The following is a 26316-nucleotide window of genomic DNA, read 5'->3' on the forward strand; positions in this document are numbered from 1 at the left end:
GCCAGGAGCAGACCGGCGACCACCGCCGCCGCGCCCGCACCCTCCGCGCCGCTCAGTGGGGCCGGGGAACGGCCGGGGCGGCCGCCGCGGCGGGGGTCCTGCTCTGTTTCTGCTGACATGGCTGCGATTCTCGCTCCTCGCCCGCGCCGCGCGGCCGCCGTCCCAGGAGGGCGCCCACGGCGGCCAGGGCCGCCCCGATCCGCAGCGGCCGGGAGATCCGGTCCTCGGTGCGCAGCAGCAGGGCCCGTTCGTCACGGTCGGTGAGCACCTCGTACGCCATGATGGCTTCTCCTTGCCAATCGCGGGCCAATACGGCGAGTCTGGACCTCGATTGGCCTGGCAGGCAGAGCCAATCGGGGGAGGTTGGCATGGCATACGGGCGAGTGGTCCAGACGGCGGACAGGATGATCGGCAGCCGCCAGCTCGCGGCGATGCTCCCGGCCGAGGTGCGGGCCCGCCCCGGCTACCGCTCCCTCGCCGACGCCCTGCGCACCCTGATCCTCGACGGCCGGATCGCCCTGCACGTGCGGCTGCCCGCCGAGCGCGAGCTGGCCGAAGGGGTCGGAGCCAGCCGCGCCACCGTCACCGCCGCCTACGACCTGCTCCGCGAGAGCGGCTACGTCCGCAGCCGCCGCGGCTCCGGCACCTGGACCGAGCTCCCCGACGGCCACCGCCCGATCGGCGCCCACGCCATCGTCGGCGCGGGCGGCTTCAACGCCGACGGAGACCCCGGCATCGACCTCGCCATCGCCGCCATGGGCGCCCCCGAGGGCAGCCTCACCGAAGCCCTGGCCTGGGCCGCGCCCCGGCTGCCCGCACTCGCCCGCAACCCCGGCTACCACCCCTTCGGCCTGCCCGACCTCCGCGAGGCCGTAGCGGACCGCTTCACCCGGCGCGGCCTGCCCACCCGCCCCGAGCAGATCCTGGTCACGGCCGGGGCCCAGCAGGCCTTCGCCCTGGTCATCAGCCTGCTCTGCCGTCCCGGTGACCGGGTGGTCACCGAGAACCCGACCTACGCCAACGCCCTCGACGCCCTGCGCCACGCACGGCTGCGCACCGGCTCCTTCGCCGTCTCCGACCGGGGCTGGGACATGGACGTCGCCGAGTCCACCCTGGGACAGACCGTGCCCAGGCTCGCGTACGTGATCCCCGACTTCCACAATCCGACGGGCGCCCTGATGCCCGAGCCGCAGCGGCTGCGGCTGCTCGCCGCGACCCGGGCCGCCGGCACCTGGCTGGTGGTCGACGAGACCATCGCCGACATCGCGCTGGACGTGCCCGCGCCCGCGCCGCTGGCCTCCCTCGGCGGGCGCGCCGGCGCCGACCACGTGATCACCATCGGCTCGCTCAGCAAGACCCACTGGGGCGGCCTGCGGGTCGGCTGGATCCGGGCCACCGCCAAACTGGTCACCGAGCTGGCGGCCGTCCGGGTGTCCGCCGACATGACCGGCTCCGTGCTCGACCAGGTGGTCGCCCTGCCCCTGATGGAGCGGCTGGACCGGACCCTGCCGGCCCGGCTCGCACAGCTGCGGATCCAGCGCGCGGCCCTGGCCCAGTCCCTCCAGCGGCACACCCCCGAATGGTCCTGGCGGCTGCCGCCCGGCGGCCTGTCGCTCTGGGTCGACCTCGGCGAACCCGTCAGCTCCGCGCTCGCGGAACGGGCCGCCGCCGCGGGCGTGCACATAGGCCGCGGCGCCCGCTTCGGCGTGGACCCGGGCACCTTCGAGCACCGCCTGCGGATCCCGTACACCCTGCCGGCGGACCGCCTCGACCAGGGCGTACGCCTCCTCGCGCAGGCCTTCCACGAAGGGGTGCCGCTGGCCCCGGGGGTGGAGCGCCCGTACTGGGTGGCGTAGCGGACCGGCTACCGGCGTCCTCGGAAGTACGCGTTCGACGCCGGCCGGAACATCAGGGCCACGGCCGTCAGGACCGCCCCCACGTGCAGGGCCCGGCTCGCTCCGAAGAGCAGGTCGAGCGCGCCCGCCCGGGCCAACGCGTCGACGGGCGAGCCGCCGTCGAGCAGGTACCCGAGGGGCTGCAGGACCATCGAGGCGGTCCCCAGCACGCCCAGGCCCACCGCGAGGGCGATCCGGGCCCACCGGGCGCCGCCGCGCATCCGCAGGGCGGCGAACACGGCGGCGGTGAAGACGACGAGGCGGACCGCCAGGCCGACGCCGATCTCCCCGGCGGAGCCCGTGCCGTCCAGCGCCATCCGGCCGACGGCGAGGACGGTCTCGAACGCCCCCGCGCCGACGGCGGTGAGCCACAGCGCGTACGCGCCCCGGACCTCCCGGGGAGCAGTGGAGGCGGTCGGGCGCGCTGCGGTGGTGTACATCGGGGCTCGCTTCCGGGTCGGGTACGGCGACCCCCCGATGCTCGCCCCGCCACCCCGGCGGGCACCCGCCTGCCGGCCGGTGGGACGGGGCGGGGGACAGCCCCCTTGCGCGGTCCCCTACGGCGTACGGATCAGGCGGCGGGTCGCGGCCGCCGCGACCGCCGAGGTGCGGGAGTCCACGCCGAGCTTGGCGTAGATGTGCACCAGGTGGGACTTGACCGTGGCCTGGCTGAGGAACAGCTTCTTGGAGATCTGCAGGTTCGAGAGCCCGTCCGCGACCAGCTGGAGCACCTCCAGTTCCCGCTTCGTGAGCGCCTCCGCCGGGGTGCGCATGCGGTCCATCAGCCGCAGGGCCACCGCCGGGGCCAGTGCCGACTGGCCGGCCGCGGCCGTGCGGACCGCCGCCGCCAGCTCCTCCGGCGGGGCGTCCTTCAACAGGTAGCCGGAGGCGCCCGCCTCGACGGCGGCCAGGATGTCCGCGTCCGTGTCGTAGGTGGTCAGGACCAGCACCCGGGGGCCGCCGGGCCGCGCCGTGATCGCCGCCGTGGCCGCCGAGCCGTGCATCCCGGCCCCGAACTGGAGGTCCATCAGCACCACGTCCACCGGCTCGGACGCGGCCAGCTCCACGGCCCGCTCCGCCGTCGCGGCCTCGGCGACCACCGCGAAGTCCGGTTCGGTGTCCAGCACGGCCCGCAGCCCGGCCCGCACCACCGGGTGGTCGTCGGCGAGCAGGAGACGGATGGTCACGGTGCCTCCACGGGCAACGGCAGGGTGACGGCCACGGCGGTGCCCTGGCCCGGTGCGGACTCGACGGTGAACAGCCCGCCCAGCGTCTCGGCCCGGGCGCGCATAGCCGGCAGACCGAAGCCGCCCCCGTCCGAGGCGGCCGCGGACGCCGAGGCCGGGTCGAAGCCCCGCCCGTCGTCGACCACGTCCAGGGTGACCGAGGTGTCCATGAAGGTCAGGGTGATCCCGGCGCGTCCGGCCCCCGCGTGCCGCACCACATTGGCCAGCGCCGACTGCGCGATCCGCAGCAGCGCCACCTCGTAGGGGGTGGGCAGCTCCCGGGGCGTGCCGCTCACCGAGAACCGCACGAGCGGGCCCGGTGCCCCCGAGCAGAGCCGCTCCAGCGCCCCCGCCAGGGAGCCGTGCTCCAGGTCGGGGGGCGTCAGGGCCCGTACGAAGCGACGCGCCTCGGCGAGGTTCTCCTGCGCGGCCTCGCGGGCCCGGGCGATGTGCTCGGTGGCCGGCGCGTCCGGCGGGAGCGTCCGCTCGGCCGCCCGCAGCAGCAGCTGGATGGAGGACAGGCCCTGGGCGAGCGTGTCGTGGATCTCCCGGGCGAGCCGCTCGCGCTCGGCCAGGATCCCCGCGCCCCGCTCGGCGACGGCCAGCTCGGCACGGGTGGTGATCAGCTCCTCGATCAGCTCGCGGCGGCGCTCGCTCTCCCGGTACAGCGCCTGGTAGCCCAGTACGGTGGCCACCGCCACCGCCCCGCCCAGCAGCGGCCCGAGGAAGGCCCCCGGGGTCACCGCGCCGCTGTGCGCCAGGAACCCGCCGATCGCCGCGCAGGCGGTCACCACGACGGCGGCGATGCCCCAGGGCCGTCGCAGCAGGTGCAGCTCCAGGAAGTACAGCGGGAAGGCGATCCACAGCCCCTCCGGGGACACCGCCAGCAGCGCCACCCACACGGCGGCCAGGGAGGCCAGCCACAGCGCCGAGGCACGCGTGGAGCGCCCCACGGCGGGGACCAGCACCCCGGCCGCGTAGACGACGGCCAGCAGCGCGCAGACGCCGACCACCCACCCGGCCTCCGGCGCGGAGTCGGCGACGGCCCGCCCGGCGGCCAGCGCGAGCAGCCCCGCCAGCAGGGCGTGCAGGCACATCCGCAGGACGCGGGAGACGGGGGTCGGGGAGCGGAAGCCGGCGCCGGGGCGCGCACCGGCGGGGGCACGGGCGTCGGCGCGGTCGCGGGCGCGGGAAGTGACAGACATGGCCCGACCAGCGTAAGTCGACGGCCCGGGCCCCCGGTCAACCAAAAGTTCGATGTCGGGATGCCACCTTCGATACCAGGATCCCTACCGTGGCGCGATGCCCGGTGCCCAGGTGGAAGACCAAGGTGGGGGACATGTTCGTCGCATGGAGAGATCTACGGTTCGCCAAGGGCCGCTTCGCCCTCATGGGCTCGGTCGTACTACTGATCACGCTGCTGGTCGGCCTGTTGTCCGGGCTCACGTCCGGCCTGGCCCGGCAGAACATCTCGGCCATCACCGGCCTGCCCGCCACCCGACTGGCCTTCGCCGCGCCTCCCGGGGACCAGAAGGTCTCCTTCACCGGCTCCCAGCTGCCCGAGAGCTCCTGGCGCGACTGGCGCGCCAGGCCCGGCGTGACGGCTGCCGATCCGCTCGGCATCCGCACCACCAACGCCGTCTCGGGCGAGCGGACCGCCGCCGTCTCCGTCTTCGGCGTCGAGTCCACCGGCCGGCTCGCGCCCGCCGGGGCGGGGCTCGGCCAGGGGAAGGTGGTCCTCACCGAGAAGGCCGCCCGGGAACTGGGCGGGCTCACCGCGGGCGCCAGGCTGAAGGTCGGCCCGCTGGAGCTGACCGTGGCCGCCGTGTCCGGTACCGCCGCCTACAGCCACACCCCGGTGGTGTGGATGGACCTGAACGACTGGCAGCGCGTCGGGAACCCCGGCACCTCCCTCGAAACCGTCGCCACCGTCCTGGCCCTCGACGGCTCCGGCGCCGTGGACTGGGCCGCGGGCGACCGGGCCACCGGCACCGTGACGCAGACCATCGACGAGGCACTGGGTGCCATAGGGTCCTACCAGGCCGAGAACGGCTCGCTCCAGCTGATGCGCGGCTTCCTCTTCGTCATCTCCGCGCTGGTCATAGGAGCCTTCTTCACCGTCTGGACGATCCAGCGCAGCGGCGACATCGCCGTGCTCAAGGCGCTGGGAGCCTCCACCCCGTACCTGCTGAAGGACGCCCTGGGGCAGGCGGTGGTGATGCTGGCGATCGGCACCGGCGCCGGGACCGCGCTGGCCGCCGGCTTCGGCGCGCTGATCAGCGGGGGCGACGTGCCCTTCGTCCTCGACCCCGCGACCGTCCTCGTGCCCGCCGCGATCATGATCGCGCTCGGGGTGCTGGGCGCGGCCCTGTCCATCCGGCGGATCACCGCCGTAGACCCGCTGACCGCCCTCGGGAGCGCCCGATGACCCTCCTCGTCCACGACGTCACGCTCACCTACCCCGACGGCGACGGCCGCCTCACGGCCCTCGACCACGTGTCCCTGGAGGTTCCGGCCGGGACCCTGACCGCGATCGTGGGGCCGTCCGGCTCCGGCAAGTCCAGCCTGCTGGCCGTCGCCGCCACCCTGGTCACCCCGGACTCCGGCGCGGTCGTCGTCGCGGGCCGGGAGACCACCCGGATGGGTGCCGCGGAGAAGTCGGCCCTGCGCCGCGAGAAGATCGGCATCGTCTTCCAGCAGCCGAACCTGCTGGCCTCGCTGACGGCCGTCGAACAGCTCCAGGTGATGGCCCACCTCTCCGGCCGGCCCCCGCGCGAGCTGCGCCGCAGGGCCGTGGAGCTGCTGGACGCGGTCGGCCTGGCGGACAAGGCCGACCGGCGGCCCCACCAGCTCTCGGGCGGCCAGCGCCAGCGCGTCAACATCGCCCGCGCGCTGATGAACGAGCCCACCGTGCTGCTGGTCGACGAGCCCACCAGCGCCCTGGACCACGAGCGCGGCGCGGCCGTGCTCGACCTGCTGGTCACCCTCACGCGCGAGCGGTCCACCGCCACGGTGCTGGTCACGCACGACCACGCCCACCTGGACCGGATGGACAGCGCCGCGACCATCACGGACGGCCGCCTGGTCCAGAGCCCGGACCCGGTCGCCGCGGCGTAGCCGCAGGCACCGCCGCGCGGCCGTTGCTCAGCGGCCGATCGGGGTGGCGCGCAGGAGTTCGAGGCGCTGGCCGGCCAGCTCCAGGTGGCGGGGGTCGAGCGAGGGCAGGGCCCGCAGGAGCCGCAGGAGCTCCGGGCCCGCCTCGGCGGCCGCCGCCCGGTCCTTGAGCTGGGTCCAGCAGTACAGGGCGCCCGCGGCGGCGCCCTCGACCTCGGGGGCGTCGGGGGACTGGCGGGCCAGCCGGGTCAGCCCGACCCCGGTCCACAGCCGGGTCGCGAGCCGGAAGTCTCCCGCCATGCGGGCGAGGTCGGCGCGGATCTCCGCCCAGTGGATCGCCTCCGGCGAGGCGGGCCCGTACGCCCGCAGGACGTGCGCCTCCCACGCCCGCGCGAGGGCGTCCGCCTCCGGGTGCCGGCCGGCGGTGGCCAGCGCGTGGATGTGCGGCCGGGGATCGCGCCCGCCGCCCGGAAGGTCCCGGGCGCCGTCCCCGGGGACCGCGAGGACACCGTCCCGCTCCCCGTCCGCACCGCCCTCCCGGCCGCGCCGGGGCCCACCCTCCGGTACGCCCTCCGGCGCGGCGACCGTGCCGTGCCCGGAGGCGGGTCCCCGTCCGGGCTCCGGGGCGTGGCCGTACGTGGCTTCCTGTTCGGGTTCCGTGCCGTGCCGGTACGTGGCTTCCCGTCCGGGTTCCGTGCCGTGGCCGTATGCGGGTCCCCGTTCGGGCTCCGGGGCGTGGCCGTAGGCGGCTTCCCGTCCGGGCTCCGTGCCGTGCCCGTACGCGGCTTCCCGTTCGGGCTCCGGGGTGTGGCCGGGCGGGCCCTTCCATCCCGGTGCGAGGCTGTGCCCGTGCGCGGCCCCGGCCCCGCCCTGCTCCGGGCCCTCCGCGTACCCGGCCCGCCCCGGGCCCTCCGCCGGGCGGGCGGCGAGTTCGCGGGCCGTCGGCAGGACGAGGGTGCCCGGCGGGAGCGCCGCGCCGCCCACCGCGAGGGCGTGCAGCCGCAGGTTGTCCGGTCTCCCGGGGCTGCTGCGCAGCTGCTCGATCCACTGCCGCGTGTAGCCGCTCACCCCGTTGCCGCCGCCCGCGAACCCCGGGGGCGCCACCACCCCGTACACCTCGACGGAGGGCGGGGCGGGCAGGCTGCCGTACTCCTGGAGCAGTGGCCAGGCGGCCTTGTCCGCGGCGAGGTCCAGCAGCACGGTGGTCAGGCCGGGCGGCCTCTCGCGCAGCTCGGAGCCCAGCCATTCCCACGGCAGGCCGGTGTGGCGGACGCTGGCCGCCGTGGTCCCCGCCAGGCACAGGTGCAGCCGCCGGCCGCGGCGGTCGACGGTCAGCCGCCCCGACAGGTAGACCAGCAGCGGGCCCGGTGTGGCGGCCGCCGTCCGCAGCCGCGTCAGCACGGTGTTCGGGTCGCGGGCCCCGTCCAGGTAGGTGGTGTCGCTGGGGACCTGGCTGTCCAGCAGCACCGGTACGGGCACCACGCCGAGCGCGGCCAGATTGGCGCTCGGCGCGACCTGGACGGCGCGGCGGCGCACGACGGCGTCCCCGGCTATGAGGAGTACGTGCCCCCGCTGCTGCTCCACCGCGATGCTGTGCATGAGCAGACCGTACTCATTCCACGAAGGCCCCGGTGGCCCCTCGCGCGGGTACGCGCTCGGGACGTCCGGGGCCGTGCGGGCGGGTCGGCCTCCCCGCGGGGCCGGTCAGGCCGGGTTCTGGCTCTGCAGGGCCACCGACAGCTCGGCGGCCACGCCCTGCAGGATCGGCACGAAGGACTCCGCCACCGCCTCGGTGACGCGCCCCGCCGGACCCGAGATGGAGATCGCGGCGGCGGTCGGCGAGTTCGGCACCGACACGGCCAGGCAGCGGACCCCTATTTCCTGCTCGTTGTCGTCGACCGCGTAGCCCACCGCGCGGACCTGCTCCAGGGCCTCCAGGAAGCCCTCGGGGGTGGTGATGGTCTTCTCGGTCGCGGCCGGCATCCCGGTGCGGGCCAGCAGGGCGCGCACCTCGTCGGCGGGGGTGTGGGCGAGCAGCGCCTTGCCCACGCCGGTGGAGTGCGGCAGCACGCGGCGGCCGACCTCGGTGAACATGCGCATGGAGTGCTTGGACGGCACCTGGGCGACGTAGACGATCTCGTCGCCGTCGAGCAGGGCCATGTTCGCCGTCTCGCCGGTCTCCTCGACCAGCCGGGCGAGGTAGGGGCGGGCCCAGGTGCCCAGGAGCCGCGAGGCGGACTCGCCGAGGCGGATCAGCCGGGGCCCGAGGGAGTACCGTCGATTGGTCTGCTGGCGCACGTAGCCGCACGCGACGAGGGTGCGCATCAGGCGGTGGATGGTCGGCAGCGGCAGTCCGCTGGCGGCGGAGAGCTCGCTGAGGCCGACCTCACCCCCGGCATCGGCCATGCGTTCGAGCAGATCGAAGGCGCGCTCAAGGGACTGGACGCCACCGCTGGCGGCGGTGGGCTTGGCGGAAGCGTCGGTGGTGCTGGCGCTGGACGTCGGCACGGCGCGGTCCTTTCGGTGCTGGCAGGCAAGGAAGCAGCCTACCGGTCGGTCGGCGTCGGCCCTAGAGCCGGGGCCTGGCCGTCCCCGCCGGTCAGAGGGGGTTTGTCCGGTGGCGGACGTCCTCGGGAAGTTACCTTCCCCGCATCCGGTGGTGGTAGCTACATTCTGGATAGTGAAATCTTAATTCCATCCTGTGGAAACATCCAATTGCGGCTTGTCGGGCTGGGTGGTCCGTCCGGCGACTCTTGACTGGCCCCCGATCGGGGTGAAGACTCCGTCAACAGAACGTTGAATTTCGCTCTGTGGAAGTAGATGGGGAGGTTCCGGTGGCCGACGTGGCTGTGGAACTGGTACTGCGCTCGACGCGCGTCATCACCCCCGAGGGGACGCGTGCCGCCTCGGTGGCCGTCGCCGGCGGGAAGATCACGGCCGTGCTCGGACACGACGCCCAAGTACCGGCCGGAGCCCGGCTGGAGGACTTCGGCGACGACGTCCTGCTCCCCGGTCTGGTGGACACCCACGTTCACGTCAACGACCCCGGCCGCACCGAGTGGGAGGGCTTCTGGACGGCGACCCGCGCGGCCGCCGCCGGCGGCATCACCACCATCCTCGACATGCCGCTCAACTCCCTCCCGCCGACCACCACGGTCGACCACCTCCGCGTCAAGCAGGAGGTCGCCCGCACCAAGGCCCACGTGGACGTCGGCTTCTGGGGCGGCGCCCTGCCGGACAACGTCAAGGACCTGCGCCCGCTGCACGACGCCGGCGTCTACGGCTTCAAGTGCTTCCTGTCGCCCTCGGGCGTGGACGAGTTCCCGCTGCTGGACCAGGAGCAGCTGGCGACCTCGCTCGCCGAGATCACCGGCTTCGGCGGCCTGCTGATCGTGCACGCCGAGGACCCGCACCACCTGGAGTCCGCCCCGCAGAACCCGGGCCCCAAGTACGCCGACTTCCTCGCCTCCCGCCCCCAGGACGCCGAGAACACCGCGATCCACAACCTGATCGCCCAGGCGAAGCGGCTGAACGCCCGCGTGCACGTCCTGCACCTGTCCTCCGCCTCCGCGCTGCCCCTGATCGCCGCGGCCAAGGCCGAGGGCGTCCGGATCACGGTCGAGTCCTGCCCGCACTTCCTCACCCTCACCGCCGAGGAAGTCCCCGACGGCGCCACCGAGTTCAAGTGCTGCCCGCCGATCCGCGAGGCCGCCAACCAGGACGTCCTGTGGGACGCGCTCGCCGACGGCACCATCGACTGCATCGTCTCCGACCACTCGCCCTCCACCGCGGACCTGAAGACCGGCGACTTCGCCACCGCCTGGGGCGGCATCTCCTCCCTCCAGCTGGGCCTGCCGGCCATCTGGACCGAGGCGAGGAAGCGCGGACGCACCCTCGAAGAGGTCGTGCGCTGGATGTCCACCGCCCCGGCCGCACTCGCCGGACTGGCCGCCAAGGGCGCCATCGAGGCCGGCCGCGACGCCGACTTCGCCGTCCTGGCCCCCGAAGAGACCTTCACCGTGGACCCGGCGCACCTGCACCACCGCAACCAGGTCACGGCGTACGCGGGCAAGACCCTGCACGGCGTCGTGAAGTCCACCTGGCTGCGCGGTACGCAGATCGCCGACCACGGCACCCCGACCGAGCCCACGGGCCTCCTCCTTGAAAGGCAGAACTGACAGTGGCGATTCCTTCCTTCACCGGTAACGCGAACCCGTACGGGGGCGGCGACCCGTACGCGGACTACCGCACCGCGGACTTCTCCTTCACCCAGTACGCGAACCTCGCCGCCCGCGAGCTGGGCGCCGGTGTCATCGCCGCCAACGACGAGTTCTTCGCCGAGCGCGAGAACCTCCTCATCGCCGAGGCCCCGCACTTCGACCCCGAGCACTTCGGTCACAAGGGCAAGGTCATGGACGGCTGGGAGACCCGCCGCCGCCGCGGCGTCTCCGCCGAGCAGCCCTGGCCGACCGCCGAGGACCACGACTTCGCGCTGATCCGCCTCGGCGCCCCCGGCGTCATCCGCGGCATCGTCGTGGACACCGCCCACTTCCGCGGCAACATGCCGCAGGCCGTGTCCGTCCAGGCCGCCTCGGTACCCGGCTCGCCGACCGCCGAGGAACTGCTGTCCGAGGACGTCAAGTGGACGACCCTCGTCGAGCGCACCCCCGTCGGCGGCCACGCGGCCAACGGCTTCGAGGTCGACGTCGAGCAGCGCTTCACGCACCTGCGCCTCAACCAGCACCCGGACGGCGGCGTCGCCCGCATCCGCGTCTACGGCGAGGTCCGCCCCGACCCGAAGTGGCTCGCCGCGCTCGGCACCTTCGACGTCGTCGCCCTGGAGAACGGCGGCTCGGTCGAGGACGCGTCCAACCGCTTCTACTCGCCGCCGACCAACACCATCAACCCGGGCCGCTCCCGCAAGATGGACGACGGCTGGGAGACCGCCCGCCGCCGCGACAACGGCAACGACTGGATCCGCTACCAGCTCGTCGCCGAGTCCGAGATCCGCGCCGTCGAGATCGACACCGCCTACCTCAAGGGCAACTCGGCCGGCTGGGCCTCGCTGTCCGTCAAGACGGGCGAGGAGGGCGAGTGGACCGAGTTCCTGCCGCGCACCCGCCTGCAGCCCGACACCAACCACCGCTTCGTGCTCGACGCCCCGGCGGTCGGCACGCACGTGCGCATCGACATCTTCCCGGACGGCGGCTTCTCCCGGCTGCGCCTGTTCGGCTCGCTGACGGAGGCCGGCGCGGCCGCGCACGCCGCCCGTCACCAGGAGCTGGGCGGCTGACGCCACCCCGCCCGACGGACCGCCCCGGGGGCCGACACCCCCGGGGCGCGAGCACGCTCCCGCGGGGCGCACCGCACGCGGTGCGCCCCGCGGGCGTTCCCGGGCACCCCCGCGGCGGACACGCGGTCCGCCTCCGCGCGCGCCGCACCGATGAGTTCCGGGCGGCGGGGGAGTCTGAACCGGTGCACGGCATACGGGCCGGGCGCCGACACCCAAGGAGCGCAGTGCCATGGGAAAGCTGACCCTCACCACCTTCCTCACCCTCGACGGCGTGATGCAGGCCCCCGGCGGGCCCGACGAGGACCCCCGCGACGGGTTCGAGTACGGCGGCTGGGTCGTGCCGTACGCGGACGAGGGCATGGGGGAGTTCATCCAGGAGGTCTTCGCGCGGGCCGGGGCCTTCCTGCTCGGCCGGCGCACCTACGAGATCTTCGCCGCGTACTGGCCGCAGCACGACGACCCCGCCGACCCGGTCGCGAGCCGCCTCAACCGGCTGCCCAAGTACGTGGCCTCGACCACCCTGAAGGACCCGGGCTGGAGCCCCACCACCGTGGTGGACGGCGAGAACCTCCAGGCGGAGGTCGTCCGGGCCAAGGACGCCACCGACGGGGAGCTCCAGGTGCACGGCAGCGGACAGCTGGCGCAGTGGCTGCTCGCGCGGGACCTCGTCGAGGAGCTGCACCTGCTGGTCTTCCCCGTCTTCCTCGGCACGGGCCGCCGGCTGTTCCCGACCGGCGGGCTGCCCACCGCCTTCGCGCAGACCGCCTCGCGCACCACCGGCTCCGGCATCTCCCTCCACACCTACCGGCCGACGGGCCGCGCCACCTTCGGCACCTTCGCGGACTGAGCCCGCGCGGGGACGGCCCGCAAAACGTTCGACCGGGAAGATCGACTCCGCTACCGTGGGCCCGCATCGTGCGAGCCGCCGTCGTCTCCACTCCCTTCCCGCCGACGGAGCCGCCCCGGTGTCCACCCTCGCCGCCCCCGCCCCCGCCCCCGCCCTCGCTCCCCGCCGGGCCCGGCTCGCGGACCTGCCCGTGCTGCTCGTCGCCGTCGTCTGGGGCGGCAGCTACCTCGCGGCCAAGGGGATCACGGCCCCGCACACCGTGATCGCGGTGCTCGTGCTCCGCTTCGCGCTCGTGCTGCCCGTCCTCGTCCTCGCCGGGTGGCGGCGGCTGCGGGTGCTGAGCCCCGCGCAGCTGCGCGGGGCCGCGGCGCTGGGCCTCGTACTCGGCGGGATCTTCCTGCTGGAGACCTACGGGGTGGTGCACACCTCCGCCACCAACGCCGGGCTGATCATCAGCCTGACCATGATCTTCACCCCGCTCGCCGAGTCCGCCGTCCGCCGCACCGCCCCCTCGGCCGCCTTCCTCGGCGCCGCCGCCGTCTGCGTCGCGGGGGTCGTGCTGCTCACCCAGGGCGCCGGGTTCACCGCGCCCGGCGCCGGTGACCTGCTGATCCTCGGCGCCGCCCTCGCCCGCACCGCGCACGTCCTGCTGATGGCGCGGATCAAGGCCGTCCAGGACGCGGACGCCCTCTCCCTGACCACGGTCCAGCTCGGCGGCGCCGTCCTGGTCTTCGCCCTGCTGGCGGCCCTGCCGGGGACCGGCGACTCGCCCTGGGCGGCCGCCGCCGACTTCGGGCCGGGCCAGTGGGCCGGGCTGGCCTTCCTCTCGGTCCTGTGCACCCTCTTCGCCTTCTTCGTGCAGATGTGGGCCGTCCGCAGGACCTCGCCCTCGCGGGTCAGCCTGCTCCTGGGCACCGAACCCCTGTGGGCCGCCGCCGCGGGCATCGCCCTCGGCGGCGAGCACCCGGGCCCCCTCGGCCTCACGGGCGCGGCGCTGGTCCTGGTCGGCACCGCGTGGGGACGGCGCGCCGCGGCCTGAGCGAATGTCCGGGAATCGCCTCCTGGCCGGGTGATCACCGCCCTACTGTGGCCCGCATGCCCGCCCTAGAGATCCGGGAGCTCCTCCAGCCGCACGGGGCGGCCCTCGCGCCGGGAGCGCTCGCACGCCTCCGCGATCCGGAACGCGGCCAGCCCCTCCCGGCCGTCGCAGGGATTGGGCCCCTCACCGCGCACCAGCTGGACGAAGGCCCCCAGCTCGGCCTCGTAGGCGGGCCCGAACCGCTCCAGGAACCCGCCCCAGGGCTTGCTCGCCGGGGGCGGGCCGTGCGGTTCCGTCGAGGCTATCGGCGTACGGTCGTCCAGCCCGGAGGAGACCTGGTCCAGCTCCCCGGCGAACTCCATCCGCACGTCGTACCCGGCGCCGTTGCACCGGGTGGCGGTACTGCTGACCAGCGTCCCGTCGTCGAGCGTGAGCAAGGCCGCCGCCGTGTCCACGTCACCGCTCTCCCGGAAGGCGGCGGGTCCCGCGTCCGAGCCGACCGCGTACACCTCCACGGCCTCCCGGCCGGTCACCCAGCGCACCATGTCGAAATCGTGCACCATGCAGTCCCGGTAGAGCCCACCGGAGGTCGCAAGGTACGCGGCGGGCGGCGGAGCGGGATCGGCCGTCGTCGTGCGTACGGTGTGCAGCCGGCCCAGGGCACCCGATCGGACCAGCTCCCGCGCGGTGCGGCAGCCCGCGTCGAAGCGGCGCATGAAGCCCAGCTGCAGGACCCCGCGGGCCGCGGCCACCTCGCGGAGCACCGCCAGGGTGCGGCCCAGGTCCGGGGCCAGGGGCTTCTCGCAGAACACCGGCAGCCCGCCGCGCACCGCGCGGACCACCAGCTCCGCGTGCCCCTCGGTGGCGCAGGCCACCACCAGCGCGTCCACGCCCCAGGTGAAGACCTGCTCGACGGAGGGCGCGGCCGTCGCACCCAGCCGGTCGGCCAGCCGTGCGGCCCGCGCCGGGTCGGCGTCGGCCAGCAGCAGCGAACCGGCGTCCGGCCGGCGGGCCAGCGCGGCCGCGTGGAAGGAGCCGATCCGGCCCGTCCCGATGAGCCCGATGCGCATGCACTCAACGTGGCCCCGTCCGGGGGAGCTGTCAATCTGCCCGCCTCCGTCGGCGGAAGGCCACGATGGGGGCGACGGCCCCGATGGGCTCCCAAGGTCGACTGTGGCGGATACTGGGCGGCTGGAACCGGAATGACCACTTTGAGAATCAGTGGCGGGTATGACGAGGGAAGGGCACGGCGACGTGGCTAGGGTTCGGACAGGGGTACGCGTCGTGGGCGCCGTGCTCGCGGTGGTACTGGGAGCCTCCCTCTCGGGCTGCAGCAGCACGGGTGGCAAGCGCGCCGAGGAGCGGGCGAAGGCCGACCGGGCGGGCCGGCCCGCCGTCTCCACGCCGCGCTGGACCTTCGCGATGGTGACCCACGCGGGCGACGGCGACACCTTCTGGGACATCGTCCAGAAGGGCGCCAAGGAGGCCGCGGCGAAGGACAACATCAACTTCGTCTACTCGCACGACGACCAGGCGCAGCAGCAGGCCCAGTTCGTGCAGAACGCGATCGACCAGAAGGTCGACGGCATCGTGGTCAGCCTCGCCAAGCCCGAGGCCCTCAAGGACGTCCTCGGCAAGGCCGTCAAGGCGGGCATCCCCGTGATCACGGTCAACTCCGGATCCGAGCAGTCGGCCGCGTACGGCGCCCTGACCCACATCGGCCAGGACGAGGCGATCGCGGGCGAGGCGGTCGGCACCGAGCTGACGAAGCGCGGTCGCAAGAAGGCCGTCTGCGTCCTGCACGAACAGGGCAACGTCGGCCACGAGCAGCGCTGCGCCGGGGCGAAGAAGACCTTCGGCGGAAGCATGGAGAACCTCTACGTCGAGGGCACCAACATGCCCTCCGTCCAGGCCGCCGTCCAGGCCAAGCTCCAGGCCGACCCCTCCATCGACGCCATCGTCACCCTCGGCGCCCCCTTCGCCGCCACCGCCGTCAAGGCGAAGGACGCGGCGGGCAGCAAGGCCGAGGTCGACACCTTCGACCTCAACGAGGCCGTCGCCCGGGACCTGAAGTCCGGCGCCCTCGGCTTCGCGGTGGACCAGCAGCCCTACCTCCAGGGCTACGAGGCGATCGACCTGCTGTGGCTCTACCGCTACAACGCGGACGTCCTCGGCGGCGGCCGGCCCGTGCTGACCGGGCCGCAGATCGTCACCGCGGCCGAGGCCGCCAAGCTGGAGGAGTACATCAAGCGGGGCAGCCGATGAGCGCCGGCAGCACCACCGCCGACGAACGGCTCGCGCCGGCCTCGCACCTCAAGAAGCTCCTCGCCCGCCCCGAGCTGGGCGCCGTCGTCGGGGCCGCCGCCGTCTTCGTCTTCTTCTCCTTCGCCGCCCCCAGCTTCCTCCAGGCCTCCAGCCTGAGCACGATCCTGTACTCGGCCTCCACCATCGGGATCATGGCCTGCCCGGTGGCCTTGCTGATGATCGGCGGCGAGTTCGACCTCTCGGCCGGCGTCATGGTCACCACCTCGGCACTGGTCAGCTCGATGTTCAGCTACCAGATGACCGCCAACGTGTGGGTCGGCGTCGGGGTGTCCCTGCTGGTCACCCTGGCCATCGGCTTCTTCAACGGCTTCATGCTGACCCGCACCAGGCTCCCGAGCTTCATCATCACGCTCGGCACGTTCCTCATGCTCACCGGCCTGAACCTCGGCTTCACCAAGCTGATCAGCGGCTCGGTCTCCACCAAGACCATCGCCGACATGGAGGGGTTCTCCTCGGCGCGGGCCCTGTTCGCCTCGCAGTGGAACATCGGCTCGGTCACCCTGAAGGTCACCATCCTGTGGTGGTTCGCCCTGGTCGCGGTCGCCACGTGGATCCTGCTGCGCACCCGCGCCGGTAACTGGATCTTCGCCGTGGGCGGCGGGGCCGACGCGGCCCGCGCCACCGGCGTCCCCGTGGTCAAGACCCGCATCGGCCTCTACATGGGCGTCGCCCTGTGCGCCTGGATCTCCGGGCAGCACATCCTCTTCTCCTTCGACGTGGTCCAGTCGGGGGAGGGCGTCGGCAACGAGTTCCTCTACATCATCGCCGCGGTCATCGGCGGCTGTCTGATGACCGGCGGCTACGGCTCCGCCATCGGCTCGGCCGTCGGCGCCTTCATCTTCGGCATGACCAGCAACGGCATCGTGTACGCCCAGTGGAACCCGGACTGGTTCAAGTTCTTCCTCGGCGCCATGCTCCTGCTGGCGACGCTGCTGAACGCATGGGTCCGCAAGCGGGCGGAGGAGAGCAAGTGACCACGAAGACCGCGCCCGGCCCGCAGACCGGGACCGCCCTGGTGAAGCTGACCGACGTCAGCAAGTACTACGGCAACATCCGCGCCCTCCAGGGCGTCTCCCTGGAGGTCTCGGCCGGCGAGATCACCTGCGTCCTCGGCGACAACGGCGCCGGCAAGTCCACCCTCATCAAGATCATCGCGGGGCTGCACCGGCACGACGCCGGCACCTTCGAGATCGAGGGGGAGGAGACCGTGCTCGCCAACCCGCGCGCGGCCCTCGACCGCGGCATCGCCACCGTCTACCAGGACCTCGCCGTCGTCCCCCTGATGCCGGTCTGGCGCAACTTCTTCCTCGGCTCCGAGCCCACCAGGGGCCGCGGCCCCTTCCGCCGCCTCGACGTGGAACTGATGCGCGAGACCACCCGCGCCGAGCTGCTGCGCATGGGCATCGACCTGCGCGACGTCGACCAGCCCATCGGGACCCTCTCGGGCGGCGAGCGCCAGTGCGTGGCCATCGCCCGCGCCGTCCACTTCGGGGCCAAGGTGCTCGTCCTGGACGAGCCCACCGCCGCCCTCGGCGTGAAGCAGTCCGGCGTGGTTCTCAAATACGTCGCCGCCGCCCGCGACGCCGGTCTCGGGGTGGTCCTGATCACCCACAACCCGCACCACGCGTACCTGGTGGGGGACCGTTTCGTCCTCCTCAAGCGCGGCGCCATGGCCGGCAGCCACACCAAGGAATCGATCACCCTGGACGAGCTCACCCGGCAGATGGCGGGCGGCTCCGAGCTGGACGAGCTGAGCCACGAGCTGGAGCGGGTGGCAGAATCAGGACGGGACACCTCGGACGGCACCCCCGCCGGCCCCCCATCCGACACCGCCTCCGACAGGGACGACACGACTCGATGAGCACGTACCGGGACTTCGCGCTCTCCCACCGGGGCGCGGCGCGGGGCACCGTCCTGCGGACCATCGGGACGCGGGAGCGCCGCTCGCTGCTGACCGCCCCGCGCGTCCCGACCGTCGGCATCGACATCGGCGGCACCAAGGTGATGGCCGGCGTCGTCGACGCCGACGGGGTCATCCTGGAGAAGATCCGCACCGAGACCCCCGACAAGTCCAAGAGCCCCAAGGTCGTCGAGGACACCATCGTCGAGCTGGTCCTGGACCTCTCCGACCGGCACGACGTGCACGCGGTGGGCATCGGAGCCGCCGGCTGGGTCGACGCCGACCGCTCCCGCGTGCTCTTCGCCCCGCACCTGGCCTGGCGCGACGAGCCGCTGCGCGACGCCCTCCAGTCCCGCCTCGCGGTCCCGGTCATGGTCGACAACGATGCCAACACCGCCGCCTGGGCGGAATGGCGCTTCGGCGCGGGCCGCGGCGAGGACCACCTGGTCATGATCACCCTGGGCACCGGCATCGGCGGGGCCATCCTGGAGGGCGGGCAGGTCAAGCGCGGCCGCTACGGGGTGGCGGGAGAGTTCGGCCACATGCAGGTCGTCCCGGGCGGCCACCGCTGCCCCTGCGGCAACCGCGGCTGCTGGGAGCAGTACAGCTCCGGCAACGCCCTCGTCCGCGAGGCCCGCGAGCTGGCCGCCGCCGACTCGCCGGTCGCGTACAACATCATCGCCCGGGTCGGCGGCAACGTCCACGAGATCACCGGACCGCTGATCACCGAGCTGGCCCGCGAGGGCGACGCCATGTGCGTGGAGCTCCTCCAGGACATCGGCCAGTGGCTCGGCGTGGGCATCGCCAACCTCGCCGCCGCCCTCGACCCCTCCTGCTTCGTCATCGGCGGTGGGGTCAGCGCTGCCGACGACCTCCTCATCGGACCCGCCCGGGACGCCTTCCGCCGCCACCTCACCGGCCGCGGCTACCGCCCCGAGGCGCGCATCGCCAAGGCCCAGCTCGGCCCCGAGGCGGGCATGGTCGGGGCCGCCGACCTCGCCCGGCTCGTCGCCCGCCGCTTCCGCCGCGCCACGCGCCGGCGCGTCGAGCGGTACGAGCGCTACGCGCAGTTCGGTCTGCGCACCGCCACGGGCCCGACACCGCCCCCGGAACCCAAGGACCAGCAGTGACACCGCCCACCTCCCTGCCCAGACAGGCGTCCGCCCCCGAGGCGGAGGACCACCGCCCGCCCGCCCCCGGGGAACGCGGGAGCCGCCGCGAGACGGTCCGGCGCCGCTGGATCACCGCGCTCATCATCCTGCTGCTCGTCGGCGTCCCGGCGGGCTACCTCGCCGTCTCCGCCCAGCAGAGCCGCGCCAGCGGCAAGGACAAGGCGGCCCGGGTCGGAGCGGTCAAGGTCCGCCCGGACTGGCCGTCCACGGTGCAGCGCAGCATCTACGAGGTCCCGATCCCCGACTCGGGGGCCTCCTCGGTCGGCTACCTGGAGACCAACAACTGGCACACCAGCCGGCTGTACGTCCAGTTCCAGGTCACGCCGAAGGCGCTGGACTCCTTCCTCGCCGACGTCGGCACCAGCCGGGCCGCCCTCACCCCCGGCGTGTCGGTCTCCGAACGCGACGCCAAGGTCGCGGGCTGGAGCTGGAGCCCGAAGCACAAGTGGTCCGGGGTCACGGTGGAGGCGGACGACCCGCGCCCCACCAGGGACATCACCGTCGACTTCGCCAATCCGCGCGCCCCGCGCGTCTACGTGGTCTCCACCACCGTCCCGTAGATCGTCGTCCACGGGATCCACGGGATCTAGGGTGGGCCCATGAAGCTCACCAAACGGCTGCACTCCTGCGTCCAGTTGGAGAAGGACGGGCGCACGCTCGTCATCGACCCGGGCGCCTTCAGCGAAGCGGACGCGGGCCTCGGCGCCGACGTCCTGCTGGTCACCCACGAACACCCGGACCACTTCGAGGAGGGCCGGATCCGCGCCGCCCTCGACGCGAACCCGGCGGCGCAGCTGTGGACCGCGCGCAGCGTCGCCGAGAAGCTGTCCGCCGCCTATCCCGGCCGGGTGCACGCCGTGGGGCACGGGGACGCCTTCGAGGCCGCCGGCTTCGAGGTCCGGGTGCACGGCGAGCTGCACGCCGTGATCCATCCGGACGTCCCGAGGGTCGCCAACGTGGGCTTCCTCGTGGACGGCTCCCTCTTCCACCCGGGGGACGCCCTGACCGTCCCGGACGCTCCCGTCGACACGCTGATGCTCCCGGTGCACGCCCCCTGGAACAAGATCGCCGAAGTGATCGACTACGTCCGCGAGGTCAAGCCCCGCCAGGCGATCGACATCCACGACGCCTACCTCGCGGACATCGCCCGGCCGATCTACGACACGGCCCTGGACAACCTCGGCGGAGCCCCCCACCGCCGCCTCGGGGCGGGCGAGAGCGCCGCGCTCTGACTGTCGGTGCCGGGCGGTAGGTTTGACGGCATGCGTATCGCCACGTTCAACGTCAACTCGATCACCGCCCGGCTGCCGCGCCTGCTGGCCTGGCTGGAGACCTCCGGCACCGACGTGCTCTGCATCCAGGAGACCAAGTGCTCGGCGGAGCAGTTCCCCGCCGCCGAGCTGCGCGAGCTGGGCTACGAGTCGGCCGTCAACGCCACCGGCCGGTGGAACGGCGTGGCCCTGCTCTCCCGGGTCGGCCTGGAGGACGTCGTCACGGGGCTGCCCGGCGGCCCGGACTACGAGGGCGTGCAGGAGCCCCGCGCCATCTCCGCGACCTGCGGCGGCGTCCGCGTCTGGTCCGTGTACGTACCCAACGGCCGCGAGGTCGAGCACGACCACTACGGCTACAAGCTGGAGTGGTTCCGCGCCCTGGCGGGCGCCGTCGCCGAAGACGCGGCCGGACCGCGCCCGTTCGCCGTGCTCGGCGACTTCAACGTCGCGCCGACCGACGAGGACGTGTACGACCCGGCGGTCTTCGAGGGCCTCACCCACGTCACCCCCGCCGAGCGGGCCGCCCTGGAGACCCTGCGCGCGGCCGGTCTCTCCGACGTCTTCCCGCGCGCCCTCAAGTACGACCGCCCGTACACCTTCTGGGACTACCGGATGCTCGCCTTCCCCAAGAACAAGGGCATGCGCATCGACCTCGTCTACGGGAACGAGCCCTTCGCCAAGGCCGTCAAGGACGCCTACGTCGACCGCGAGGAGCGCAAGGGCAAGGGCGCGTCGGACCACGCCCCGGTCGTCGTCGACCTGGACCTGTAGCCCCTGCCCGGTGCGAACCGGGCGAGGGATCAAGGCGCGCCCTGTGGCCGGCCGGGGATCCTGGTGCCAGGCTGGGCGGTATGAACATCCCTTTCCTGGCCAACTGGCTGAACCGGCACGAAACGGAACAGGGTGCGGGACTCGCCGCCGCCCTCGCGGATCACCCCGAGGGCGTCGCCGAGTTGTTCTCGGAGTGCGAGATGCTGCGTGCGCAGGCGAGGGCGGCCGGGCTCGAACTCGACCAGACCCCGGCCTCCTTGGAGGCCCTGGACCAGCTGATGCCCCGCTGGCGACGGGACCCCGAGGCCGTCCCGTGGCTGGGCAGCGACGCCGGGTTCTACCTCGGCACCGTGATCGTCCGCACCCTGCGGGGAGCCGCCTGGCAGTCGTGGCCCAACGGCCGGCCCGTGATCCGGCTCGCCTCGGGGCGGGAGCTCGACGTGGTCGAGTCGGGGGTGTCCTGGGCGATGACCGGTTCCCCGGAACTCAGCCAGGCGTATGCGGAGGCCTCCGAGGGCTGATCCACCCCGTGGGACTGAAGCACCCATGCGCTTTATGTCCCCTTTAGGCGTGTCGCGGTGAAGCCCCTCCGGCGGCTGGATAGTTTGCGCTGACCTCGACACACCGACAAGTGGGCAGGGCAGCGTATGGCCGTCGATCCGTTGATCGAGCTGCGGGACGTCAACAAGCACTACGGGCAGTTGCACGTCCTGCGGAACATCGACCTCACCGTCGGCCGCGGGGAGGTGGTGGTGATCATCGGCCCCTCCGGTTCCGGCAAGTCCACCCTCTGCCGGACCATCAACCGGCTGGAGACCATCGAGTCCGGCACGATCACCCTCGACGGCCGGCCCCTGCCCGCCGAGGGCAAGGAGCTGGCCCGGCTGCGCGCCGAGGTCGGGATGGTCTTCCAGTCCTTCAACCTCTTCGCGCACAAGACGGTCCTCGCCAACGTCTCCCTCGCGCAGACGAAGGTCAGGAAGCGCGGGAAGGAGGAGGCGGACAAGCGCTCCCGGGAACTCCTGGAGCGGGTCGGCCTCGCTGACCAGGCCGAGAAGTACCCCGCTCAGCTCTCCGGCGGCCAGCAGCAGCGCGTGGCCATCGCCCGGGCCCTGGCCATGAGCCCCAAGGCCCTCCTCTTCGACGAGCCCACCTCGGCGCTCGACCCGGAGATGATCAACGAGGTGCTGGAGGTCATGCAGCAGCTCGCGGCCGAGGGCATGACGATGGTCGTCGTCACGCACGAGATGGGCTTCGCCCGCTCCGCCGCCAACCGCGTCGTCTTCATGGCCGACGGAAGGATCGTCGAGGACCGCACCCCGGAGGAGTTCTTCACCGCACCCGAGAGCGAGCGGGCCCGGGACTTCCTCTCCAAGATCCTCAAGCACTGAGGGGCGGCCCGATGCGACACACCCCCCACCGCGCGCGCACCCCGCACGTCCTGCGCGCCCTCGTCCTGATCCTGGCCCTCCTCGCGGCCACCGCCTGCGGCAGGAGCGGCAGCCCTCCGGTCAAGGGTCCGCAGCCCGAGGACCTGCCCGTGTACAAGGTGGCCACCGGCTTCCAGCTCCCCGACTCCCCCACCTGGGAGCGGGCGAAGAAGCGCGGCCACCTCGTGGTCGGGGCCAAGGAGGACCAGCCGTACATGGGGGAGAAGGACCCCGCGCGCGGGACCTACTCCGGGTTCGACATCGAGATCGCCAAGATGATCTCCGCCTCCCTCGGCTTCGACCCCAAGACCATCGAGTTCAAGACCATCTCCTCCGCCAACCGCGAGACCGCCCTCCAGAACGGCCAGATCGACTACTACGTGGGCACCTACACGATCAACGACAACCGCAAGAAGCAGGTCGGCTTCGCCGGCCCCTACTTCATGGCCGGCCAGTCCCTGCTGGTCCGCAAGGACGAGCAGGACATCAAGGGCCCCGGGGACCTCGCGGGCAAGAGGGTCTGCTCGGCCACCGGCTCCACGCCCTACCAACGGCTCCAGAAGGAGCACCCGGAGGCGGTCCTCGTCTCCTACGACACCTACTCGGTCTGCGTGGACAACCTGCTGACCTACCAGGTCGACGCCGTCTCCACCGACGACTCCATCCTCCTCGGATACGCCGCCAAGGTCCCCGACGAGCTCAAGGTGGTCGGCGAACCCTTCTCCCGCGAGCCGTACGGCATCGGCGTGCCGCGCTCCGACACCGCCCTGCGCCTCGCCATCGACGGCGCGCTGGCCGAGCACGAGAAGAACGGCGACTGGAAGAAGGCCTACGAGGCCACGCTCGGCCTCTCCGGAAAGCCCGCTCCGACACCACCGCCCATCGACCGCTACCCGGCGAGCTGAGGGGAGAGCCACCGCCATGAACGTACTCACCGAGAACTTCGCGCTCTACGGGAAGGGCTTCTGGGGCACCGTCCAGCTGACCTTCTACGGCTCCCTCCTCGCCCTGGTCCTGGGCTTCGTGATGGCCTCCTTCCGGGTCGCGCCCGTGGGTTCCTTCCGGGTCTTCGGCACGGTCTGGGTGAACGTGCTGCGCAACACCCCGCTCACCCTGCTCTTCTTCGCGGTGCTGCTCGGTCTGCCCCGCTTCGGGCTGGTGCTGCCCTTCCAGGTCTTCGCCGTCCTGGCGCTGGGCTGCTACACCTCCGCCTTCATCTGCGAGGTGCTGCGATCGGGCATCAACACGGTGCCCAAGGGCCAGGGCGAGGCGGCCCGCAGCCTGGGGATGTCCTTCGGGCAGACGCTGGGCACGGTGGTGCTGCCGCAGGCCTTCCGGTCCGTGATCCCGCCCATCGGCTCCACGCTGATCGCCCTCGCGAAGAACTCCGCGATCGCCGGCGCCTTCAGCGTGAACGAGCTGCTGGGCACGTACAAGACGCTGAGCGAACTGGGTTACAACATCATCTGGACCTTCGTCTGGATCGCCGTGGGGTACCTGATCATCACCCTGTCCATCAGCGCGCTCTTCCACGTGTTGGAGAAGCGCTACGGAGTCGCCCGATGACCGCGCACGCGCTCCACGGGGACCTGGAGTCCACGGCCCTCTACGACCTGCCCGGCCCCCGCACCCGGCGCCGGCACCTCGTCTACGGGATCGTCTCGACGGTGGTGATCCTCGGGCTGCTGGCCTGGATCCTCTACCTGCTCTTCGACACCGCGCAGTTCACCGCCGCCAAGTGGAGCCCCTTCACCTACAAGGGCATCCAGGAGCTGCTCCTGCGGGGGCTGGGCAACACCCTCAAGGCCTTCGCCTACGCCTCGGTGCTCTCGCTCCTGCTCGGCGCGGTGCTCGGCGCCGGCCGGCTCTCGGTGCACCGGCCCGTGCGCTGGGCGGCGACGCTGTTCGTGGAGTTCTTCCGGGCCATGCCGGTCCTGGTGATGATCTTCTTCATCTTCGTCGCGCTCAAGGCGCAGCCGCTGCCCGCGCTGGTGGCGGGGCTGACCCTGTACAACGGATCGGTGCTCGCCGAGGTCTTCCGTACGGGCATCAACTCCGTGGAGAAGGGCCAGCGCGAGGCGGCGTACGCCCTCGGCATGCGCAAGACGCAGGTCATGACCTTCGTGCTGGCCCCGCAGGCCGTCCGCGCGATGCTGCCCACGATCATCAGCCAGCTGGTGGTGGCGCTGAAGGACACCTCGCTCGGCTACCTGATCACCTACGAGGAGTTCCTGCACGCGGGCAAGCTGATCGCCTCGAACCTCGACTACGACCTGCCGTTCATCCCCGTGGTGATGATCATCTCGCCCATCTACATCGGGATGTGCATGCTGCTGTCCTGGTTCGCCACCTGGGTGGCCCGGCGGGAGCGGCGCAGCCCGAAGACCGCGGCCGTCGAAGTCGCCCCCGCGGAGCCCGAGACGGTGCTGCCGGGGCGGTGAGGATCCGCCCCGCCCCGGCGGGCAGCCGTGGATCACTGCTCGCGCAGCGGTACCGAGACGTACGAGGGATCGGTGCGCGGCGAGGAGAAGGTCAGCTGCGCGCCGGCGGGGTTGTGCTCGATGTAGAGCGGGTCGACGGTGTCCACGACCAGGGCGAGCCGGTGGCCCGCGGGCACGTCGTAGGCGGTGGAGAAGAGGTCGAGGTCCACGCCGAAGGACTGCCCGGGGGTCTTGCCGTGGAAGGTGTACGGGGCGTTGCTGACCAGCTTGCCGAGGCCGAGGGGGCCCACGTCGTAGAGGTAGGCGACGAACGTGCCGTCGCCCTTCGTGGGCGTGACGGTGGTGTGCAGGCGCACGGTGCCGCGGATCCGGCGCTCCTCCTGGTAGCGGCCGGACTGCCAGACGGCCGCGAAGGCGCGGGGGAGGAGGGGGACGGAGGTGACGGGGGGCGCCTTGAAGAACTGGTCGAGGACGCTGGAGAGCATGACCACGCCGCCGTTGGCCCCGGAGTCGACGTTCGCGAAGACGTGCTCGCTGTCGTTCAGGGGGATGCGCTCGGTGCCGCCGGAGCCGACCGACTTCCAGTCGGCGTAGCCCTCGTAGCCGTTGTCGCTGCGGGACTTGATCTGGACGGGGGCCTCGGTGTCGACGCCGTTGCGGTCGTCCTTGAGGTAGCGGTCGAACCAGCGGTGGGCGTTGGTCCAGGTGTCGTTGGGCAGGCCGAGGAGGCCGGTGCCCTCGGCGGTGGCGTGGTCGCCGGGGCGCAGCTCCAGCCGCTTGGGGCCGGTGAGCCCCTCGAAGAACTTCGTGTACTGGTTGGGCGGGAAGACGGTGTCGCCCCAGGCGTTGCCCAGCATGATCGCGGCGCCGTTGGCGTTGATCCGGTCGATCTGTTCGGAGGCGGAACGCTTCCTCCCCCAGTCGATCATCGCCTGTTCCCTGTCCAGCCTCGAACCGAGGAAGTCGTCGAGGATCTGACGGAGTTCGGGGCCGGGGCGGCCGGTGAGGTATCCGGTGGCCCCGAGGAGGCCGGCCGCCTGGCGGTGCTCGGTGCGGCCGGAGTAGATGGACTCGATCAGGTCCGCCCATCCGCTGAGCGCGACCACGGCCTTGACGCGGGGGTCGTGCGCGGAGGTCAGCAGGCTGATGCCGGCCCCGTACGAGACTCCGCCGAGGCCGATCCGGCCGGGGTCCGCGGGCGTGGTGGCGAGGGCCCAGTCGATGACGGCGGAGACGTCCGCGATGTCGGCGGGGCCCGCCGTCTCGATCTCGCCGCCGGACAGCCAGAAGCCGCGCGAGGCGTAACCGACCACCACGTAACCGGAGTCGGCGAGCTTGCGGGCCTGGGCGACGTATTCGATCTGGGGCAGGCCCCAGCTGCCGGGGAGCACGATCAGCGGATACTTCCGGCCGGGCTGGGCGCCGGCGGGGGTGAAGACGTTGCCCTTGAGGGTGATGCCCCCGGAGCCGGGAATGTCGTGGAAGCGCAGTTCCGGGGAGGCCGCCGGGGCCGGGGACGCGGGCGCGGCGGGGGCCGCCTGGGCCTGGTGGGGGGCCAGGCCCAGGACGGTCGCCGCGAGCAGGGCGGCCAC

27 protein-coding genes are annotated in these 26316 nt (G+C 72.9%); 19 read left to right on the top strand and 8 right to left on the bottom strand.

Annotated elements, in window-relative coordinates; all coding sequences use genetic code 11:
- Window positions 1-52 precede the first annotated feature (52 nt).
- The gene (locus ABZW32_RS30720; protein ID WP_356222074.1) at window positions 53-280 is read right to left on the bottom strand and encodes a hypothetical protein; all 228 of its coding nucleotides are present in this window, start codon (window positions 278-280) and stop codon (window positions 53-55) included.
- Between the two features lie 88 nt (window positions 281-368).
- Between ABZW32_RS30720 and ABZW32_RS30725 the strand changes: the two genes are divergently transcribed.
- Window positions 369-1856, top strand: coding sequence for a PLP-dependent aminotransferase family protein (locus tag ABZW32_RS30725; protein ID WP_356222077.1), 1488 nt, complete (start codon window positions 369-371; stop codon window positions 1854-1856).
- An 8-nt stretch (window positions 1857-1864) separates the two neighbouring features.
- Here ABZW32_RS30725 and ABZW32_RS30730 read toward each other — a convergent pair whose 3' ends face one another.
- From ABZW32_RS30730 to ABZW32_RS30740, 3 genes are all read right to left on the bottom strand, one after another.
- Entirely contained in the window at window positions 1865-2335 is a 471-nt protein-coding gene (locus ABZW32_RS30730) for a hypothetical protein (RefSeq protein WP_356222079.1), read from the bottom strand.
- Between the two features lie 117 nt (window positions 2336-2452).
- Window positions 2453-3082 (bottom strand): response regulator transcription factor, encoded by a 630-nt coding sequence (locus ABZW32_RS30735; RefSeq protein WP_266843620.1) that lies wholly within the window; start codon window positions 3080-3082, stop codon window positions 2453-2455.
- Window positions 3079-4218, bottom strand: a complete 1140-nt coding sequence (locus tag ABZW32_RS30740) for a sensor histidine kinase (protein WP_356222163.1) — start codon at window positions 4216-4218, stop codon at window positions 3079-3081. The genes ABZW32_RS30735 and ABZW32_RS30740 overlap by 4 nt, the downstream gene beginning before the upstream one ends.
- Window positions 4219-4460: 242 nt before the next feature.
- On the opposite strand from ABZW32_RS30740, the gene ABZW32_RS30745 reads away from it, so the two are divergent.
- Entirely contained in the window at window positions 4461-5549 is a 1089-nt protein-coding gene (locus ABZW32_RS30745; RefSeq protein WP_356222082.1) for an ABC transporter permease, read from the top strand.
- Entirely contained in the window at window positions 5546-6238 is a 693-nt protein-coding gene (locus ABZW32_RS30750; RefSeq protein ID WP_356222084.1) for an ABC transporter ATP-binding protein, read from the top strand. The genes ABZW32_RS30745 and ABZW32_RS30750 overlap by 4 nt, the downstream gene beginning before the upstream one ends.
- A 27-nt stretch (window positions 6239-6265) precedes the next feature.
- On the opposite strand, the gene ABZW32_RS30755 is transcribed toward ABZW32_RS30750, so the two are convergent.
- Complete coding sequence (locus tag ABZW32_RS30755; RefSeq protein WP_356222087.1) at window positions 6266-7834, bottom strand: hypothetical protein; 1569 nt, start codon at window positions 7832-7834, stop codon at window positions 6266-6268.
- A 105-nt stretch (window positions 7835-7939) separates the two neighbouring features.
- Window positions 7940-8743, bottom strand: a complete 804-nt coding sequence (locus ABZW32_RS30760) for an IclR family transcriptional regulator (RefSeq protein WP_266843628.1) — start codon at window positions 8741-8743, stop codon at window positions 7940-7942.
- A 326-nt stretch (window positions 8744-9069) separates the two neighbouring features.
- On the opposite strand from ABZW32_RS30760, the gene allB reads away from it, so the two are divergent.
- The 4 genes from allB (at window position 9070) to ABZW32_RS30780 (ending at window position 13414) form a co-directional block, all read left to right on the top strand.
- Entirely contained in the window at window positions 9070-10413 is a 1344-nt protein-coding gene (gene allB / locus ABZW32_RS30765) for an allantoinase AllB (protein WP_356222090.1), read from the top strand.
- A gap of 2 nt (window positions 10414-10415) precedes the next feature.
- Window positions 10416-11528, top strand: coding sequence for an allantoicase (gene alc, locus ABZW32_RS30770; RefSeq protein ID WP_345198184.1), 1113 nt, complete (start codon window positions 10416-10418; stop codon window positions 11526-11528).
- Window positions 11529-11757: 229 nt separating this feature from the next.
- Window positions 11758-12375 (top strand): dihydrofolate reductase family protein, encoded by a 618-nt coding sequence (locus ABZW32_RS30775; protein ID WP_356222093.1) that lies wholly within the window; start codon window positions 11758-11760, stop codon window positions 12373-12375.
- A gap of 118 nt (window positions 12376-12493) precedes the next feature.
- Entirely contained in the window at window positions 12494-13414 is a 921-nt protein-coding gene (locus tag ABZW32_RS30780; protein ID WP_356222096.1) for a DMT family transporter, read from the top strand.
- A gap of 65 nt (window positions 13415-13479) precedes the next feature.
- Here ABZW32_RS30780 and ABZW32_RS30785 read toward each other — a convergent pair whose 3' ends face one another.
- Complete coding sequence (locus tag ABZW32_RS30785) at window positions 13480-14484, bottom strand: Gfo/Idh/MocA family oxidoreductase (RefSeq protein WP_356222099.1); 1005 nt, start codon at window positions 14482-14484, stop codon at window positions 13480-13482.
- A 214-nt stretch (window positions 14485-14698) separates the two neighbouring features.
- On the opposite strand from ABZW32_RS30785, the gene ABZW32_RS30790 reads away from it, so the two are divergent.
- The 12 genes from ABZW32_RS30790 to ABZW32_RS30845 all read left to right on the top strand — a co-directional run bounded on the left by ABZW32_RS30790 (window position 14699) and on the right by ABZW32_RS30845 (window position 24724).
- Window positions 14699-15679: a sugar ABC transporter substrate-binding protein gene (locus ABZW32_RS30790; RefSeq protein ID WP_356222102.1), complete on the top strand. Its 981-nt coding sequence runs from the start codon at window positions 14699-14701 to the stop codon at window positions 15677-15679.
- Window positions 15676-16713 (top strand): ABC transporter permease, encoded by a 1038-nt coding sequence (locus ABZW32_RS30795; protein ID WP_356222105.1) that lies wholly within the window; start codon window positions 15676-15678, stop codon window positions 16711-16713. The genes ABZW32_RS30790 and ABZW32_RS30795 overlap by 4 nt, the downstream gene beginning before the upstream one ends.
- The gene (locus ABZW32_RS30800) at window positions 16680-17600 is read left to right on the top strand and encodes an ATP-binding cassette domain-containing protein (RefSeq protein ID WP_356222108.1); all 921 of its coding nucleotides are present in this window, start codon (window positions 16680-16682) and stop codon (window positions 17598-17600) included. Before ABZW32_RS30795 ends, ABZW32_RS30800 begins: the two co-directional genes overlap by 34 nt.
- Complete coding sequence (locus ABZW32_RS30805; protein ID WP_356222111.1) at window positions 17597-18769, top strand: ROK family glucokinase; 1173 nt, start codon at window positions 17597-17599, stop codon at window positions 18767-18769. The genes ABZW32_RS30800 and ABZW32_RS30805 overlap by 4 nt, the downstream gene beginning before the upstream one ends.
- Window positions 18766-19371, top strand: a complete 606-nt coding sequence (locus ABZW32_RS30810) for a hypothetical protein (RefSeq protein ID WP_356222113.1) — start codon at window positions 18766-18768, stop codon at window positions 19369-19371. Before ABZW32_RS30805 ends, ABZW32_RS30810 begins: the two co-directional genes overlap by 4 nt.
- Before the next feature lie 39 nt (window positions 19372-19410).
- On the top strand, window positions 19411-20043 hold the full coding sequence (locus ABZW32_RS30815) for an MBL fold metallo-hydrolase (RefSeq protein ID WP_356222116.1): 633 nt from the start codon (window positions 19411-19413) through the stop codon (window positions 20041-20043).
- A gap of 30 nt (window positions 20044-20073) precedes the next feature.
- A complete protein-coding gene (locus ABZW32_RS30820; protein WP_356222119.1) occupies window positions 20074-20853 on the top strand; it encodes an exodeoxyribonuclease III in 780 nt (259 codons plus the stop codon).
- 80 nt (window positions 20854-20933) lie between these two features.
- Complete coding sequence (locus tag ABZW32_RS30825) at window positions 20934-21374, top strand: DUF6278 family protein (protein WP_356222121.1); 441 nt, start codon at window positions 20934-20936, stop codon at window positions 21372-21374.
- 126 nt (window positions 21375-21500) lie between these two features.
- Complete coding sequence (locus tag ABZW32_RS30830) at window positions 21501-22244, top strand: amino acid ABC transporter ATP-binding protein (protein ID WP_356222123.1); 744 nt, start codon at window positions 21501-21503, stop codon at window positions 22242-22244.
- Between the two features lie 11 nt (window positions 22245-22255).
- Window positions 22256-23188: a glutamate ABC transporter substrate-binding protein gene (locus ABZW32_RS30835; protein WP_356222126.1), complete on the top strand. Its 933-nt coding sequence runs from the start codon at window positions 22256-22258 to the stop codon at window positions 23186-23188.
- Between the two features lie 16 nt (window positions 23189-23204).
- Window positions 23205-23849: an amino acid ABC transporter permease gene (locus ABZW32_RS30840; RefSeq protein WP_356222129.1), complete on the top strand. Its 645-nt coding sequence runs from the start codon at window positions 23205-23207 to the stop codon at window positions 23847-23849.
- The gene (locus ABZW32_RS30845; protein WP_356222132.1) at window positions 23846-24724 is read left to right on the top strand and encodes an amino acid ABC transporter permease; all 879 of its coding nucleotides are present in this window, start codon (window positions 23846-23848) and stop codon (window positions 24722-24724) included. The genes ABZW32_RS30840 and ABZW32_RS30845 overlap by 4 nt, the downstream gene beginning before the upstream one ends.
- 32 nt (window positions 24725-24756) lie before the next feature.
- Here ABZW32_RS30845 and ABZW32_RS30850 read toward each other — a convergent pair whose 3' ends face one another.
- Window positions 24757-26316, bottom strand: a complete 1560-nt coding sequence (locus ABZW32_RS30850; RefSeq protein ID WP_356222166.1) for a CocE/NonD family hydrolase — start codon at window positions 26314-26316, stop codon at window positions 24757-24759.

This window comes from Streptomyces sp. NPDC004667 (genome assembly GCF_040609475.1).
Taxonomy (GTDB): Bacteria; Actinomycetota; Actinomycetes; order Streptomycetales; family Streptomycetaceae; genus Streptomyces.